At 52.5% G+C, this 16,132-nt stretch carries 9 protein-coding genes; all 9 read left to right on the top strand.

Annotated elements, in window-relative coordinates; genetic code table 11:
- The first annotated feature begins 9 nt into the window (after positions 1 to 9).
- The 9 genes from bcsQ to EFER_RS24250 all read left to right on the top strand — a co-directional run bounded on the left by bcsQ (position 10) and on the right by EFER_RS24250 (position 15,975).
- A complete protein-coding gene (gene bcsQ / locus EFER_RS17665) occupies positions 10 to 777 on the top strand; it encodes a cellulose biosynthesis protein BcsQ (protein ID WP_000279501.1) in 768 nt (255 codons plus the stop codon).
- Positions 774 to 3,392 (top strand): UDP-forming cellulose synthase catalytic subunit, encoded by a 2,619-nt coding sequence (gene bcsA, locus EFER_RS17660; RefSeq protein ID WP_000025817.1) that lies wholly within the window; start codon positions 774 to 776, stop codon positions 3,390 to 3,392. The genes bcsQ and bcsA overlap by 4 nt, the downstream gene beginning before the upstream one ends.
- 10 nt (positions 3,393 to 3,402) lie before the next feature.
- Positions 3,403 to 5,742: a cellulose biosynthesis cyclic di-GMP-binding regulatory protein BcsB gene (gene bcsB, locus EFER_RS17655; RefSeq protein WP_015953813.1), complete on the top strand. Its 2,340-nt coding sequence runs from the start codon at positions 3,403 to 3,405 to the stop codon at positions 5,740 to 5,742.
- 6 nt (positions 5,743 to 5,748) lie between these two features.
- Positions 5,749 to 6,855 (top strand): cellulose synthase complex periplasmic endoglucanase BcsZ, encoded by a 1,107-nt coding sequence (gene bcsZ, locus EFER_RS17650; protein ID WP_000867111.1) that lies wholly within the window; start codon positions 5,749 to 5,751, stop codon positions 6,853 to 6,855.
- Entirely contained in the window at positions 6,837 to 10,310 is a 3,474-nt protein-coding gene (bcsC, locus tag EFER_RS17645) for a cellulose synthase complex outer membrane protein BcsC (RefSeq protein ID WP_001225058.1), read from the top strand. The genes bcsZ and bcsC overlap by 19 nt, the downstream gene beginning before the upstream one ends.
- Positions 10,311 to 10,391: 81 nt before the next feature.
- Entirely contained in the window at positions 10,392 to 12,374 is a 1,983-nt protein-coding gene (gene hmsP / locus EFER_RS17640) for a biofilm formation regulator HmsP (RefSeq protein ID WP_001266373.1), read from the top strand.
- Positions 12,375 to 12,542: 168 nt separating this feature from the next.
- The gene (gene dctA, locus EFER_RS17635; RefSeq protein WP_000858214.1) at positions 12,543 to 13,829 is read left to right on the top strand and encodes a C4-dicarboxylate transporter DctC; all 1,287 of its coding nucleotides are present in this window, start codon (positions 12,543 to 12,545) and stop codon (positions 13,827 to 13,829) included.
- Between the two features lie 221 nt (positions 13,830 to 14,050).
- Positions 14,051 to 15,547 (top strand): M16 family metallopeptidase, encoded by a 1,497-nt coding sequence (locus EFER_RS17630; RefSeq protein ID WP_001163169.1) that lies wholly within the window; start codon positions 14,051 to 14,053, stop codon positions 15,545 to 15,547.
- Positions 15,548 to 15,792: 245 nt separating this feature from the next.
- A complete protein-coding gene (locus EFER_RS24250; RefSeq protein WP_147590752.1) occupies positions 15,793 to 15,975 on the top strand; it encodes a hypothetical protein in 183 nt (60 codons plus the stop codon).
- Positions 15,976 to 16,132: the final 157 nt, after the last annotated feature.

Genomic DNA, 16,132 nt, shown 5'->3' with positions numbered 1-16,132 from the left:
GAGTCGTGAATGGCCGTACTGGGATTACAGGGGGTGCGGGGAGGTGTTGGCACCACATCCATCACCGCGGCGTTAGCCTGGTCGTTACAGACACTCGGGGAAAATGTACTGGTTATTGATGCCAGCCCTGATAACTTACTGCGCCTGCTATTTAATGTTGATTTCGCTCATCGTAACGGTTGGGCCAGGGCACTGCTGGACGGACAGGACTGGCGTGACGCCGGGTTACGTTACACATCTCAATTACACCTGTTGCCCTATGGACAACTGAGCGCTGAAGAGCGCGAAACGTCGCAGGCATGGCAAGAGCGCCTTGGGGGGATAATCGCTGGCCTCCAGCAAATTAAAGAGAGTGGTCGCTATTCATGGATTTTGCTCGATTTACCCGATGACGCCTCACCATTAACGCGGCAATTAGTGCATTTGTGCAACCATACACTGGCGATCGTTAACGTCGACACAAACTGTCATATTCGGCTGCATCAGCAGCAGCTGCCAACCGGTACGCATATTTTGATTAATGATTTCCGTGTTGGTAGCCAGATTCAGGACGATCTCTATCAAGTGTGGTTGCAGAGCCAGCGTCGCTTATTGCCGATGGTGATTCATCGTGATGAAGCGATGGCAGAGTGCATGGCGGCGAAACAACCCATTGGGGAATATCGTAGTGATTCACTGGCTGCAGAAGAGATCATGACCCTGGCAAACTGGTGTTTATTGCACTATTCCGGTTTGAAAACGGCTGGACAGCAAACGCCTGTCGGGAGCGTATCATGAGTATCCTGTCCCGGTGGTTGCTAATCCCGCCGGTCAACGCACGTCTGGTTGAGCGTTATCGGGATTATCGCCGACATGGCGCTTCTTCCTTTAGCGCGGCACTTGCCTGCTTCTGGGTTATTCTGGCGTGGATTTTTATTCCACTGGAACATCCGCGCTGGCAACTGATCCGCGCTGAGCACAAAACGCTTTATCCTCACATTAATGCTTCGCGTCCGAGACCATTAGATCCACTGCGTTATACCATTCAGACGTTGTGGTTGATGGCCAGTTCATCGCGTACTCCACGCCAGAAAACACGCTGGCAAGGTTTCTCGCATCTGAAAGGTTTACGTGAACGCTATCATCAGTGGATGGATAATTTACCTGAACGTTTCAGTCATAACACGCAACATCTTGATGAGAAAAAAGAACTGGGGCATCTGAGCCCTGGTGCGCGGCGTTTTATTCTTGGAATAATCGTCACCTTCTCGCTGATTCTGGCACTGATTTGCATCACCCAGCCGTTTAACCCGCTGTCGCAGTTTATCTTCCTGATGCTGCTATGGGGCGTAGCGCTGATGGTTCGACGTATGCCAGGGCGTTTCTCGGCGCTGATGCTGATTGTGCTGTCGCTGACCGTCTCTTGTCGTTATATCTGGTGGCGCTACACTTCGACGTTGAACTGGGATGATCCGGTCAGCCTGGTGTGCGGGCTTATTCTACTGTTCGCTGAAACGTACGCATGGATTGTGCTGGTGCTCGGCTACTTCCAGGTGGTATGGCCGCTGAATCGTCAGCCAGTACCACTGCCGAAAGATATGTCGCTATGGCCGTCGGTGGATATCTTTGTCCCGACTTACAACGAAGATCTTAACGTGGTGAAAAATACGATTTACGCCTCGCTGGGTATCGACTGGCCGAAAGACAAGCTGAACATCTGGATCCTTGATGACGGCGGCAGGGAAGAGTTTCGCCAGTTTGCGCAAAACGTGGGGGTGAAATATATCGCCCGTACCACTCATGAACATGCGAAAGCGGGCAACATCAACAATGCGCTGAAATATGCCAAAGGCGAGTTCGTGTCGATTTTCGACTGCGACCACGTGCCGACGCGCTCATTCCTGCAAATGACCATGGGCTGGTTCCTGAAAGAAAAACAACTGGCGATGATGCAGACGCCGCATCACTTCTTCTCGCCGGACCCGTTTGAACGTAACCTGGGGCGTTTTCGTAAAACGCCGAACGAAGGCACGCTGTTTTATGGGCTGGTGCAGGATGGCAACGATATGTGGGATGCCACTTTCTTCTGCGGTTCCTGTGCGGTGATTCGCCGTAAGCCGCTGGATGAGATTGGCGGCATTGCTGTCGAAACCGTGACCGAAGATGCGCACACCTCTCTGCGTCTGCACCGTCGCGGCTACACCTCTGCATATATGCGTATTCCGCAGGCGGCAGGGCTGGCGACCGAAAGTCTGTCGGCGCATATCGGTCAGCGTATTCGCTGGGCGCGAGGGATGGTGCAAATCTTCCGTCTCGATAACCCGCTTACCGGTAAAGGGCTGAAATTCGCCCAGCGACTGTGCTACGTCAACGCCATGTTCCATTTCTTGTCGGGCATTCCACGGCTTATCTTTCTGACTGCGCCGCTGGCTTTCCTGCTACTTCATGCCTACATCATCTACGCGCCAGCGTTGATGATCGCTCTGTTTGTGCTGCCGCATATGATTCACGCCAGCCTGACCAACTCGAAGATTCAGGGCAAATATCGCCACTCCTTCTGGAGTGAAATCTACGAAACGGTACTGGCGTGGTATATCGCGCCACCGACGTTGGTAGCGCTGATTAACCCACATAAAGGCAAATTTAACGTCACCGCCAAAGGTGGACTGGTGGAAGAAGAGTACGTCGACTGGGTGATCTCACGACCCTATATTTTCCTGGTACTGCTCAACCTGGTTGGGATTGCGGTCGGTATCTGGCGTTACTTCTACGGCCCTCCGACTGAAATGCTCACTGTCATCGTCAGTATGGTGTGGGTGTTCTACAACCTGATTATTCTCGGTGGTGCGGTAGCGGTATCGGTAGAAAGTAAACAGGTACGTCGTTCGCACCGTGTAGAAATGACCATGCCGGGAGCGATAGCGCGGGAAGATGGTCATCTTTTCTCATGCACCGTTCACGACTTCTCTGACGGTGGGCTAGGGATCAAGATCAACGGTCAGGCGCAGGTTCTGGAAGGGCAGAAGGTGAATCTGCTGCTTAAACGTGGTCAGCAAGAGTACGTCTTTCCGACGCAAGTCGCACGCGTGATCGGCAACGAAGTTGGGCTGCAATTAATGCCACTGACCACCCAGCAACATATTGATTTTGTACAGTGTACGTTTGCCCGTGCGGATACATGGGCACTCTGGCAGGACAGCTACCCGGAAGATAAACCGCTGGAAAGTCTGCTGGATATTCTGAAGCTCGGCTTCCGTGGCTACCGCCATCTGGCGGAGTTTGCGCCTTCTTCGGTGAAGGGCATTTTCCGTGCGCTGACTTCTCTGGTTTCCTGGGTTGTTTCGTTTATTCCGCGCCGCCCGGCGCGGAGCGAAACGGTACAACCATCGGATCAGGCTTTGGCTCAACAATGATGATAACGCGATGAAAAGAAAACTATTCTGGATTTGTGCAGTGGCTATGGGAATGAGTGCGTTCCCCTCTTTCATGACGCAGGCGATGCCAGCAACGCAACCACTGATCAATGCTGAGCCAGCTGTACCCGCCCAGGCGGAGCAAAATCCGCAGGTAGGGCAGGTGATGCCAGGTGTGCAGGGAGCGGATACCCCCATCGTGGCGCAGAACGGCCCGTCGCGCGATGTCAAATTGTCGTTCGCGCAAATAGCACCGCCACCGGGTAGCATGGTGCTACGTGGTATCAACCCGAACGGCAGCATTGAGTTTGGTATGCGCAGCGATGAAGTAGTAACGAAAGCGATGCTTAACCTCGAATACACGCCATCGCCATCGTTACTGCCTGTCCAGTCACAGTTAAAAGTTTATCTCAATGATGAACTGATGGGCGTGCTGCCAGTGACCAAAGAACAGCTGGGTAAAAAGACGCTTGCGCAAATACCCATTAACCCTCTGTTTATTACCGACTTCAACCGTGTGCGGCTGGAGTTTGTCGGCCATTATCAGGACGTATGCGAAAACCCGGCCAGCACCACGCTTTGGCTGGATGTTGGACGTAGCAGTGGACTGGATCTGACCTATCAGACCCTGAATGTGAAGAATGACCTGTCACACTTCCCGGTGCCATTCTTTGACCCGCGTGATAACCGCACCAATACCTTACCGATGGTCTTTGCGGGTGCGCCAGATACTGGATTGCAACAAGCATCAGCTATTGTCGCCTCGTGGTTTGGTTCGCGTTCTGGTTGGCGTGGACAGAACTTCCCGGTGCTCTATAACCAACTGCCGGATCGCAATGCCATTGTTTTTGCCACTAATGACAAACGCCCGGACTTCCTGCGCGATCATCCGGCGGTAAAAGCCCCGGTGATTGAGATGATTAACCATCCGCAGAATCCTTACGTCAAACTGCTGGTGGTGTTTGGTCGTGACGACAAAGACCTGTTGCAGGCAGCGAAAGGTATCGCTCAGGGTAACATTCTGTTCCGTGGTGAAAGCGTGGTAGTGAATGAAGTGAAACCGCTGCTACCGCGTAAGCCGTACGATGCGCCGAACTGGGTGCGTACCGATCGTCCGGTCACCTTTGGTGAACTGAAAACCTATGAAGAACAGTTACAATCCAGCGGTCTTGAGCCAGCAGCGATTAATGTTTCGCTAAACCTGCCGCCGGATCTCTACCTGATGCGCAGTACCGGCATTGATATGGATATTAATTACCGCTATACCATGCCGCCGGTGAAAGACAGCTCGCGGATGGATATCAGCCTGAATAACCAGTTCCTGCAATCCTTCAACCTGAGCAGCAAACAGGAGGCGAACCGCCTGCTGCTGCGTATTCCGGTATTACAAGGTCTGCTGGATGGCAAAACGGATGTCTCTATTCCGGCGCTGAAACTGGGCGCGACCAACCAGCTGCGCTTCGACTTTGAGTATATGAACCCGATGCCGGGCGGTTCGGTGGATAACTGCATTACCTTCCAGCCGGTGCAGAATCATGTGGTGATTGGTGATGACTCCACCATCGACTTCTCGAAGTATTACCACTTCATCCCGATGCCGGATCTGCGCGCCTTTGCTAACGCGGGCTTCCCGTTCAGCCGGATGGCGGATCTGTCGCAAACCATCACCGTGATGCCGAAAACGCCAAACGAAGCACAGATGGAAACCTTGCTGAATACTGTTGGTTTTATCGGCGCACAGACGGGCTTCCCGGCGATTAACCTGACGGTGACCGATGATGGCAGCACCATTCAGGGCAAAGATGCCGACATCATGATCGTCGGTGGTATCCCGGACAAATTAAAAGACGACAAGCAGATCGACCTGTTGGTGCAGGCTACCGAAAGCTGGGTGAAAACGCCGATGCGCCAGACCCCGTTCCCCGGCATTGTGCCGGACGAGAGTGATCGCGCGGCAGAAACCCAGTCAACGCTGACTTCTTCTGGTGCGATGGCGGCGGTGATTGGCTTCCAGTCGCCGTATAACGACCAGCGCAGCGTGATTGCGCTACTGGCAGACAGCCCACGCGGTTATGAAATGCTTAACGATGCGGTGAACGATAGCGGCAAACGCGCCACCATGTTTGGTTCGGTAGCGGTGATTCGTGAATCTGGTGTGAACAGCCTGCGTGTTGGCGACGTCTATTACGTTGGTCATCTGCCGTGGTTCGAACGCTTATGGTATGCGCTGGCAAATCATCCGATTCTGCTGGCGGTGCTGGCGGCAATCAGCGTCGTGTTGCTGGCCTGGGTACTGTGGCGTTTGCTGCGTATTATCAGCCGTCGTCGTCTTAACCCGGATCATGAGTAATAGAAAATGAAAGTTATGCGTTGTGGAATCGTGATGATACTGATGCTGGCTGCCTTTAGTGTTCAGGCAGCCTGTACCTGGCCTGCCTGGGAGCAGTTCAAAAAGGATTATATCAGTCAGGAAGGGCGCGTCATTGACCCCAGCGACGCGCGCAAAATCACCACCTCCGAAGGGCAAAGTTATGGCATGTTCTTTGCCCTGGCGGCTAACGACCGTGCAGCTTTCGATAATCTTCTCGACTGGACGCAGAACAATCTCGCTCAGGGTTCTTTAAAAGAACGTTTGCCCGCCTGGCTGTGGGGCAAGAAAGAGAACAGTAAGTGGGAAGTGCTGGACAGTAATTCGGCCTCCGATGGTGATGTCTGGATGGCCTGGTCATTGCTGGAGGCGGGGCGTTTGTGGAAAGAGCAGCGTTATACCGACATCGGCAGCGCGTTGCTAAAACGTATCGCGCGGGAGGAAGTGGTGACGGTGCCTGGGCTGGGTTCCATGTTGTTGCCGGGCAAAGTGGGATTTGCTGAGGATAACAGCTGGCGTTTTAACCCCAGCTACCTGCCGCCGACGCTGGCGCAGTATTTCACCCGCTTTGGTGCGCCGTGGACCACGCTGCGCGAAACCAATCAACGTTTATTGCTGGAAACCGCCCCGAAAGGCTTTTCACCAGACTGGGTGCGTTATGAGAAAGACAAAGGTTGGCAGCTAAAAGCTGAAAAAACATTGATCAGCAGCTACGACGCGATCCGCGTTTACATGTGGGTAGGCATGATGCCTGACAGCGATCCGCAAAAAGCGCGGATGCTCAACCGGTTTAAACCGATGGCGACATTTACTGAGAAAAATGGTTATCCGCCGGAAAAAGTCGATGTAGCTACGGGGAAAGCACAGGGTAAAGGACCGGTCGGTTTTTCTGCCGCTATGCTGCCCTTTTTACAAAACCGCGATGCGCAGTCTGTTCAGCGTCAACGTGTCGCCGATAATTTTCCCGGCAGCGATGCCTATTACAACTATGTGCTGACTCTGTTCGGACAGGGCTGGGATCAGCACCGTTTTCGTTTTTCTTCAAAAGGTGAGTTATTACCTGACTGGGGCCAGGAATGCGCAAATTCACACTAAATTTTCTCACTCTTTCGCTTGGTCTTACGCTGATGCCGCTGGCAGTGGCGGCACCAACCGCTCAACAACAGTTACTGGAACAGGTACGGTTGGGCGAAGCTACACATCGTGAAGACCTGGTGCAGCAGTCGTTGTATCGGCTGGAGCTTATCGATCCGAATAACCCGGAAGTGATTGCTGCCCGTTTTCGTTCTCTGTTACGTCAGGGCGATATTGATGGTGCGCAAAAACAGCTTGATCGGTTGTCACAGTTAGCGCCGAGTTCAAATGCGTATAAATCGTCGCGGAGCACAATGTTACTGTCTACGCCGGATGGTCGTCAGGCACTGCAACAGGCTCGATTGCAGGCGACTACCGGTCATGCAGAAGAAGCTGTGGCGAGTTACAACAAATTATTCAACGGTGCGCCGCCGGAAGGTGATATTGCCGTCGAGTACTGGAGTACGGTGGCGAAAATTCCGGCTCGCCGTAGTGAAGCGATTAATCAGCTAAAACGCATTAATGCGGATACGCCGGGCAATACGGGCCTGCAAAACAATCTGGCGCTATTGCTGTTTAGTAGCGATCGCCGTGATGAAGGTTTTGCTGTACTGGAGCAGATGGCGAAATCTAACGCCGGGCGCGAAGGGGCCTCTAAAATCTGGTACGGGCAGATTAAAGACATGCCCGTCAGCGATGCCAGTGTGCAGGCGCTGAAAAAATATCTCTCGATCTTTAGTGATGGCGATAGCGTAGCTGCTGCGCAATCGCAACTGGCAGAACAGCAAAAACAACTGGCCGATCCTGCTTTCCGCGCTCGTGTGCAAGGCTTAGCGGCGGTGGACTCTGGCATGGCGGGTAAAGCCATTCCCGAACTACAACAGGCAGTGCGGGCGAACCCGAAAGACAGTGAGGCACTGGGGGCGCTGGGCCAGGCGTATTCTCAGAAAGGCGATCGCGCCAATGCGGTGGCGAATCTGGAAAAAGCCCTCGCACTGGACCCGCACAGCAGCAACAACGACAAATGGAACAGTCTGCTGAAAGTAAACCGCTACTGGCTGGCGATCCAGCAGGGTGATGCCGCGCTGAAAGCCAATAATCCTGACCGGGCAGAACGCCTGTTCCAGCAGGCGCGTAACGTTGATAATACTGACAGCTATGCAGTGCTTGGGCTGGGCGATGTGGCGATGGCGCGCAAAGATTATCCCGCCGCCGAACGTTATTACCAGCAGACCTTGCGTATGGACAGCGGCAACACTAACGCCGTGCGCGGGCTGGCGAATATTTACCGCCAGCAGTCGCCAGAAAAAGCCGAAGCGTATATCGCCTCGCTCTCTGCCAGCCAGCGGCGCAGCATTGATGATATCGAACGTAGCCTGCAAAACGATCGTCTGGCACAGCAGGCAGAGGCACTGGAAAACCAGGGCAAATGGGGGCAGGCAGCAGCACTTCAGCGGCAACGACTGGCGCTGGACCCCGGCAGCGTGTGGATTACTTACCGACTTTCGCAGGATCTCTGGCAGGCCGGACAACGCAGCCAGGCCGATACGTTAATGCGCAATCTGGCGCAGCAGAAGCCGAACGATCCGGAGCAGGTTTACGCTTACGGGCTGTACCTCTCAGGTCACGACCAGGACAGAGCGGCGCTGGCGCATATCAACAGCCTGCCGCGTGCGCAGTGGAATAGCAATATTCAGGAGCTGGTTAATCGACTGCAAAGCGACCAGGTGCTGGAAACCGCTAATCGCCTGCGAGAAAACGGTAAAGAGGCAGAAGCGGAAGCGATGCTGCGCCAGCAACCGCCTTCCTCGCGTATTGATCTGACGCTGGCTGACTGGGCGCAGCAGCGACGTGATTACGCCGCCGCCCGTGCTGCATATCAGAATGTCCTGACGCGGGAGCCAACTAACGCCGATGCCATTCTTGGTCTGACGGAAGTGGATATTGCTGCCGGTGACAAAGCGGCTGCACGTAGCCAGCTGGCGAAACTGCCTGCCACCGATAACGCCTCTCTGAACACACAGCGGCGCGTGGCGCTGGCGCAGGCGCAGCTTGGCGATACCGCAGCGGCGCAGCAGACGTTTAACAAGCTGATCCCGCAGGCAAAATCTCAGCCTCCGTCGATGGAAAGCGCGATGGTACTGCGCGACGGTGCGAAGTTTGAAGCGCAGGCGGGCGATCCAAAGCAGGCGCTGGAAACCTACAAAGACGCGATGGTCGCATCCGGTGTGACCACGACGCGTCCGCAGGATAACGACACCTTTACCCGGCTGACCCGTAACGACGAGAAAGATGACTGGCTGAAACGCGGCGTGCGCAGCGATGCAGCGGACCTCTATCGCCAGCAGGATCTTAACGTCACCCTCGAGCACGATTACTGGGGATCAAGCGGCACCGGTGGTTACTCCGATCTGAAAGCGCACACCACTATGTTGCAGGTGGACGCGCCATATTCTGACGGGCGGATGTTCTTTCGCAGTGATTTCGTCAATATGAACGTCGGCAGTTTCTCCACTAATGCCGATGGCAAATGGAATGACAACTGGGGCACCTGTACGTTGCACGACTGTAGTGGCAACCGCAGCCAGTCGGATTCCGGTGCCAGCGTGGCGGTCGGCTGGCGCAACGACACCTGGAGCTGGGATATCGGCACCACGCCGATGGGCTTCAACGTGGTGGATGTGGTTGGCGGCATCAGTTACAGCGATGATATCGGGCCGCTGGGTTACACCGTTAACGCCCATCGTCGGCCCATCTCCAGTTCTTTGCTGGCCTTTGGCGGGCAAAAAGACTCCCCGAGCAATACCGGGAAAAAATGGGGCGGCGTGCGTGCCGACGGCGTAGGACTAAGCCTGAGCTACGATAAAGGTGAAGCAAACGGCGTCTGGGCATCGCTTAGCGGCGACCAGTTAACCGGTAAAAATGTCGAAGATAACTGGCGCGTGCGCTGGATGACGGGCTATTACTATAAGATCATCAACCAGAATAATCGCCGTGTGACAATCGGCCTGAACAACATGATCTGGCATTACGACAAAGACCTGAGTGGGTACTCACTTGGTCAGGGCGGCTACTACAGTCCACAGGAATACCTGTCATTTGCAGTGCCGGTGATGTGGCGTGAGCGGACGGAAAACTGGTCGTGGGAACTTGGTGCTTCAGGCTCGTGGTCGCATTCGCGCACCAAAACCATGCCGCGTTATCCGCTGATGAACCTGATTCCGACAGAATGGAAAGACGATGCCGCTGACCAGACTAACAGTGGCGGCAGCAGTCAGGGCTTTGGCTATACGGCGCGGGCATTACTTGAGCGTCGCGTCACATCCAACTGGTTTATCGGTACGGCAATTGATATCCAGCAAGCGAAGGATTACGCGCCCAGCCACTTCCTGCTCTACGTGCGGTATTCAGCCGCCGGATGGCAGGGTGACATGGATTTACCGCCGCAGCCGCTGATACCTTACGCCGACTGGTAAGTTTTCAGATAGCGCCTCTCTTAATGCCGCTACGATCAGGTATACTCGGGCGGCAGTCTGGGATTTCCGGAGGGAGACAATTTGCGCGTTAGTCGTTCGTTAACAATCAAGCAGATGGCAGTGGTTGCGGCCGTTGTCCTGGTGTTTGTCTTTGTTTTTTGCACCGTTTTGCTGTTCCACCTGGTCCAGCAGAATCGCTATAACACGGCTACGCAACTGGAAAGCATTGCTCGCTCTGTCCGCGAACCTTTATCCTCCGCCATTCTCAAGGGTGATATTCCCCAGGCGGAGGCCATTCTCTCAAGTATCAAACCTGCTGGCGTGGTCAGTCGCGCTGATGTGGTGCTGCCTAATCAGTTTCAGGCGCTGCGTAAGAGCTTTATCCCTGAACGCCCGGTGCCGGTAATGGTCACTCGCCTGTTTGAGCTACCGGTACAAATCTCGCTGGGCGTTTACTCGCTGGAACGCCCGGCTAACCCGCAGCCGATTGCTTATCTGGTATTACAGGCGGACTCCTTCCGCATGTACAAGTTTGTGATGAGCACCTTATCTACGTTAGTGACCATTTACTTACTTTTGTCGCTTATCCTGACCGTCGCCATCAGCTGGTGCATTAATCGACTGATTTTACATCCTTTACGTAATATCGCGCGTGAACTTAACGCCATTCCGCCACAGGAACTGATTGGTCACCAGTTGGCGTTACCACGGCTTCACCATGACGATGAAATCGGTTTACTGGTACGCAGTTACAACCTTAATCAGCAACTTATGCAACGCCATTATGAAGAGCAAAGCGAAAACGCGCTGCGCTTCCCGGTGTCTGATTTGCCAAACAAAGCGTTGCTAATGGAAATGCTGGAACAGGTGGTAGCGCGTAAACAAACCACCGCACTGATGATTATCACTTGTGAAACGCTACGTGATACTGCGGGTGTGCTGAAAGAAGCGCAACGGGAAATCCTGCTACTCACGCTGGTGGAGAAGTTGAAGTCAGTGTTGTCGCCACGCATGGTACTGGCGCAAATCAGCGGTTATGACTTTGCGGTGATCGCCAACGGTGTACAGGAGCCATGGCATGCTATTACTTTAGGTCAGCAAGTACTTACTATCATGAATGAACGCCTGCCGATTGAATCTATCCAACTGCGCCCCAGCGGCAGCATCGGTGTGGCGATGTTCCATGGTGATTTAAGCGCTGAGCAACTGTATGGTCATGCGGTTTCGGCAGCATTTACCGCAATGCGTAAGGGCAAAAACCAAATTCAGTTCTTTGAACCAGAACAGATGGAAGCCGCCCAGCAACGGCTGACCGAAGAGAGCGATATTCTCAATGCTCTTGAAAATCATCGGTTTGCTCTCTGGTTACAACCGCAGGTTGATATGACCAGCGGTAAGGTGCTGAGCGCCGAAGTTTTATTGCGGATGCAACAGCCAGATGGAAGCTGGGAATTGCCTGATGGCCTTATTGAGCGCATTGAATCTTGTGGGCTAATGGTCACTGTGGGCCAGTGGGTGCTGGAGGAGTCTTGTCGCTTGCTTTCTGCCTGGCAGGAACGCGGGATAAATATGCCGCTATCGGTGAATCTTTCTGCTCTGCAATTAATGCACCCGAATATGGTGCCAGAGCTGCTTGGGTTACTGAGCCGCTACCGTGTACAACCGGGCATGTTAATTCTGGAAGTGACAGAAAGCCGCCGTATTGACGACCCACATGCTGCTGTAGCTATCCTGCGTCCGTTACGTAACGCCGGAGTGCGTATTGCGCTGGATGATTTTGGTATGGGCTACGCCGGGCTTCGTCAGTTACAGCATATGAAATCACTACCTGTCGATGTCCTGAAAATCGACAAGATGTTTGTTGAAGGCTTACCTGATGATGACAGCATGATCCGCGCCATCATTATGCTGGCGCAAAGCCTGGGCCTGGAAATGATTGCTGAAGGTGTGGAGACAGAAGCGCAACGCGACTGGCTGGCGAAGGCGGGAGTGGGTATCGCTCAGGGCTTCCTGTTTGCGCGAGCTGTGCCAATAGATTTGTTCGCTGAACGTTACCTGGACTAATTACAAAACTTTAAAAAGGTCTGGCTTATGCGAGCCAGATCAAATTTTTTAACATTCTTGTTTCAAGTATGATCCAGGTACATTTCTGATATGTTGTGTTGGTGTTATTTTAGGGCCGCAGGTACCCCATAACCTTACAAGACCTGTGGTTTTACTAAAGGACACCCTATGAAAACCTCTCTGTTTAAAAGCCTTTACTTTCAGGTCCTGACAGCGATAGCCATTGGTATTCTCCTTGGCCATTTCTATCCTGAAATAGGCGAGCAAATGAAACCGCTTGGCGACGGCTTCGTTAAGCTCATCAAGATGATCATCGCTCCTGTCATCTTTTGTACTGTGGTAACCGGTATTGCAGGCATGGAAAGCATGAAGGCGGTTGGCCGTACCGGTGCCGTTGCACTGCTTTACTTTGAGATTGTCAGTACCATCGCGCTGATTATTGGTCTTATCATCGTTAACGTCGTGCAACCTGGTGCCGGAATGAACGTCGATCCGGCAACGCTTGATGCGAAAGCGGTAGCGGTTTACGCCGATCAGGCGAAAGATCAGGGCATTGTCGCCTTTATTATGGATGTCATCCCGGCGAGCGTCATTGGCGCATTTGCCAGCGGTAACATTCTGCAGGTGCTGCTGTTTGCCGTACTGTTTGGTTTTGCGCTTCACCGTCTGGGCAGCAAAGGCCAACTGATTTTTAACGTTATCGAAAGTTTCTCGCAGGTCATTTTCGGCATCATCAATATGATCATGCGTCTGGCACCTATTGGTGCGTTCGGGGCAATGGCGTTTACTATCGGTAAATACGGCGTCGGCACACTGGTGCAACTGGGGCAGCTGATTATCTGCTTCTACATCACCTGTATCCTGTTTGTGGTGCTGGTATTAGGTTCAATCGCCAAAGCGACCGGTTTCAGTATCTTCAAATTTATCCGCTACATCCGTGAAGAACTGCTGATTGTACTGGGGACTTCTTCTTCCGAGTCGGCGCTGCCGCGTATGCTCGATAAGATGGAGAAACTTGGCTGCCGGAAATCGGTGGTGGGGCTGGTCATCCCGACAGGCTACTCGTTTAACCTTGATGGCACATCGATATACCTGACAATGGCGGCGGTGTTTATCGCCCAGGCCACTAACAGTCAGATGGATATCGTCCACCAAATCACGCTATTAATTGTGTTGTTGCTCTCTTCCAAAGGGGCTGCCGGGGTAACGGGCAGTGGCTTTATCGTGCTGGCGGCGACGCTCTCTGCGGTGGGCCATTTGCCGGTAGCGGGTCTGGCGCTAATTCTTGGTATCGACCGCTTCATGTCAGAAGCTCGTGCGCTGACTAACCTGGTCGGTAACGGCGTAGCAACCATCGTTGTTGCGAAGTGGGTGAAAGAACTGGACCACAAAAAACTGGACGATGTGCTGAATAATCGTGCGCCGGATGGCAAAACGCACGAATTATCCTCTTAATCTCACCACTTATGCCCGCATTCCCTTCCACGAGTGCGGGTGTTTGCGCATAATTGACCCCTGTGCCCGAATTCACCTCCTGGGAGAATTCGGGTTTATTTCACTTCTTCCGTGACATTTTCATGTTCTTGCGGTCTAACACGAAGTGTTTTTAACGTCATATTCAGGCTGACCACATCCGGCCAGTCTTTTATTACCAGGAATGTTGATCAGGGGTTCACATGCAGGGCACAAAAATTCGACTTTTAGCGGGCGGTTTGCTGGTGATGGCCACTGCTGGCTATGTGCAGGCAGATGCGCTCCAGCCTGACCCGGCATGGCAACAGGGGACGCTCTCTAATGGTTTACAGTGGCAAGTGTTAGCCACGCCCCAGCGACCAAGTGACCGCATTGAGGTCCGTCTGCTGGTAAATACCGGTTCGCTCGCCGAAAGTACCCAACAGAGCGGTTATAGCCATGCCATTCCACGTATTGCGCTGACACAAAATGGCGGTCTTGAAACCGCACAGGCCCGTTCATTGTGGCAGCAGGGGGTTGATCCTAAACGCCCCATGCCGCCGGTAATCGTTTCATACGATTCCACGCTGTTTAATCTTAGTCTGCCAAATAATCGCAACGACTTACTGAAAGAAGCGTTGTCATATCTGGCGAATATCTCTGGCAACTTAAAAGTGACGCCCGAAACGGTGGCACATGCACTGCAAAGCCAGGATATGGTGGCAACCTGGCCGTTGGATACCAAAGAAGGTTGGTGGCGCTATCGGCTTAAAGGATCAACGCTGTTAGGGCATGATCCGGCAGATCCGCTGAAACAGCCGATTGATGCAGAGAAAATTCATGAGTTCTACCAAAAGTGGTACACCCCGGATGCGATGACGCTCATTGTGGTGGGGAATGTTGATGCGCGTTCTGTCGCGGAGCAAATCAACAAGACATTTGGCGAACTGAAAGGTAAACGTCAAACCCCAGCCCCTGTACCGACTCTTTCCCCTCTGCGGGCAGAAGCGGTCAGTATTATGACCAATGCTGTACGCGATGACCGGTTGTCGATCATGTGGGATAACCCATGGCAGCCGATCCGTGAGTCTTCGGCCCTACAGCGTTACTGGCGTGCGGATCTCGCCCGTGAAGCGCTGTTCTGGCATGTTCAGCAAATGCTGAGCAAAAACAACAGTAAAGATATCGGACTGGGCTTTGACTGTCGGGTGCTTTACCTGCGCGCCCAGTGTGCAATCAATATTGAATCGCCCAATGATAAACTGAATGCGAATCTGAACACGGTTGCCCGCGAACTGGCAAAAGTACGCGACAATGGTCTGCCAGAAGAGGAATTTAATGCGCTGGTGGCGCAGAAGAAACTTGAACTGCAGAAGCTGTTTGCTACTTATGCGCGTGCTGATACCGACATTTTAATGAGTCAGCGGATGCGTTCGCTGCAAAACCAGGTGGTGGATATCGCGCCGGAGCAGTATCAGAAACTGCGCCAGGATTTCCTTAATAGCCTGACTGTTGAAATGTTGAATCAGGATCTGCGTCAGCAGCTCTCCCGAGAAATGGCATTGATTCTGTTGCAACCTAAAGGTGAGCCGGAATACAACATGAAGGAGCTGCAAGCGACGTGGGATCAAATTATGGCACCGAAACCAGCAGCCGCTCCCGCCGCTGTTGAGACAGATGACGTGCATCCGGAAGTTTCAGATATTCCGCCAGCACAGTAATAACAAGCCCGGTAGCATTTTCCCATGCTACCGGGTTTAATGGTAATTAATCAGTTAGCGTTTTATCAGAGTTTTATTTTTCCATTGCATGACGGTAGCATGTAAATAATAATTCATTAATCTTAAAAATGTTGCATTGCTATATATTATTCTGTTTGTATTCTAAATAATTACGAGTTGTAGGAATGGGGCAAATGAGTGAATTCCTGATGGTTTGATTTTTCTAAATGACTGGATTAAAAAACATGGATACTGCACTTATCATCAACCCAGTATTCCATACTGATGGAAGTATATCTTCATGGCCTTTTTTGCCTGATGATACCTGGAAGCATATAGCATATGTTTTAACTGGAGAATGCAATCAAATTGCATTCCATTATTATGATTCTACTAACATTAATGGCGATCTGAAATGTCTTGATTAACTTTATTTGCAGCCCGTTTCGCTGATTAATGTCGGTGATGATTTTAAAATAATGTTATGTGAATATTATGCTTATTTATTAAGCCTGGCATGTTTTAAGTGTTGGGGGCATAATTATTTCTTTAATGATGATGTATTTTATTTTTATAATGACGGGA

Origin of the sequence: Escherichia fergusonii ATCC 35469, assembly GCF_000026225.1 — a bacterium.
Taxonomy (GTDB): domain Bacteria; phylum Pseudomonadota; class Gammaproteobacteria; order Enterobacterales; family Enterobacteriaceae; genus Escherichia; species Escherichia fergusonii.
This window is presented reverse-complemented; position numbering and strand designations above follow the sequence as displayed.

Coding starts and splice junctions, on each gene's coding strand:
- bcsQ (WP_000279501.1), top strand. CDS start 10: ATGGCCGTACTGGGATTACAGGGGGTGCGGGGAGGTGTTGGCACCACA.
- bcsA (WP_000025817.1), top strand. CDS start 774: ATGAGTATCCTGTCCCGGTGGTTGCTAATCCCGCCGGTCAACGCACGT.
- bcsB (WP_015953813.1), top strand. CDS start 3,403: ATGAAAAGAAAACTATTCTGGATTTGTGCAGTGGCTATGGGAATGAGT.
- bcsZ (WP_000867111.1), top strand. CDS start 5,749: ATGAAAGTTATGCGTTGTGGAATCGTGATGATACTGATGCTGGCTGCC.
- bcsC (WP_001225058.1), top strand. CDS start 6,837: ATGCGCAAATTCACACTAAATTTTCTCACTCTTTCGCTTGGTCTTACG.
- dctA (WP_000858214.1), top strand. CDS start 12,543: ATGAAAACCTCTCTGTTTAAAAGCCTTTACTTTCAGGTCCTGACAGCG.
- EFER_RS17630 (WP_001163169.1), top strand. CDS start 14,051: ATGCAGGGCACAAAAATTCGACTTTTAGCGGGCGGTTTGCTGGTGATG.
- EFER_RS24250 (WP_147590752.1), top strand. CDS start 15,793: ATGGATACTGCACTTATCATCAACCCAGTATTCCATACTGATGGAAGT.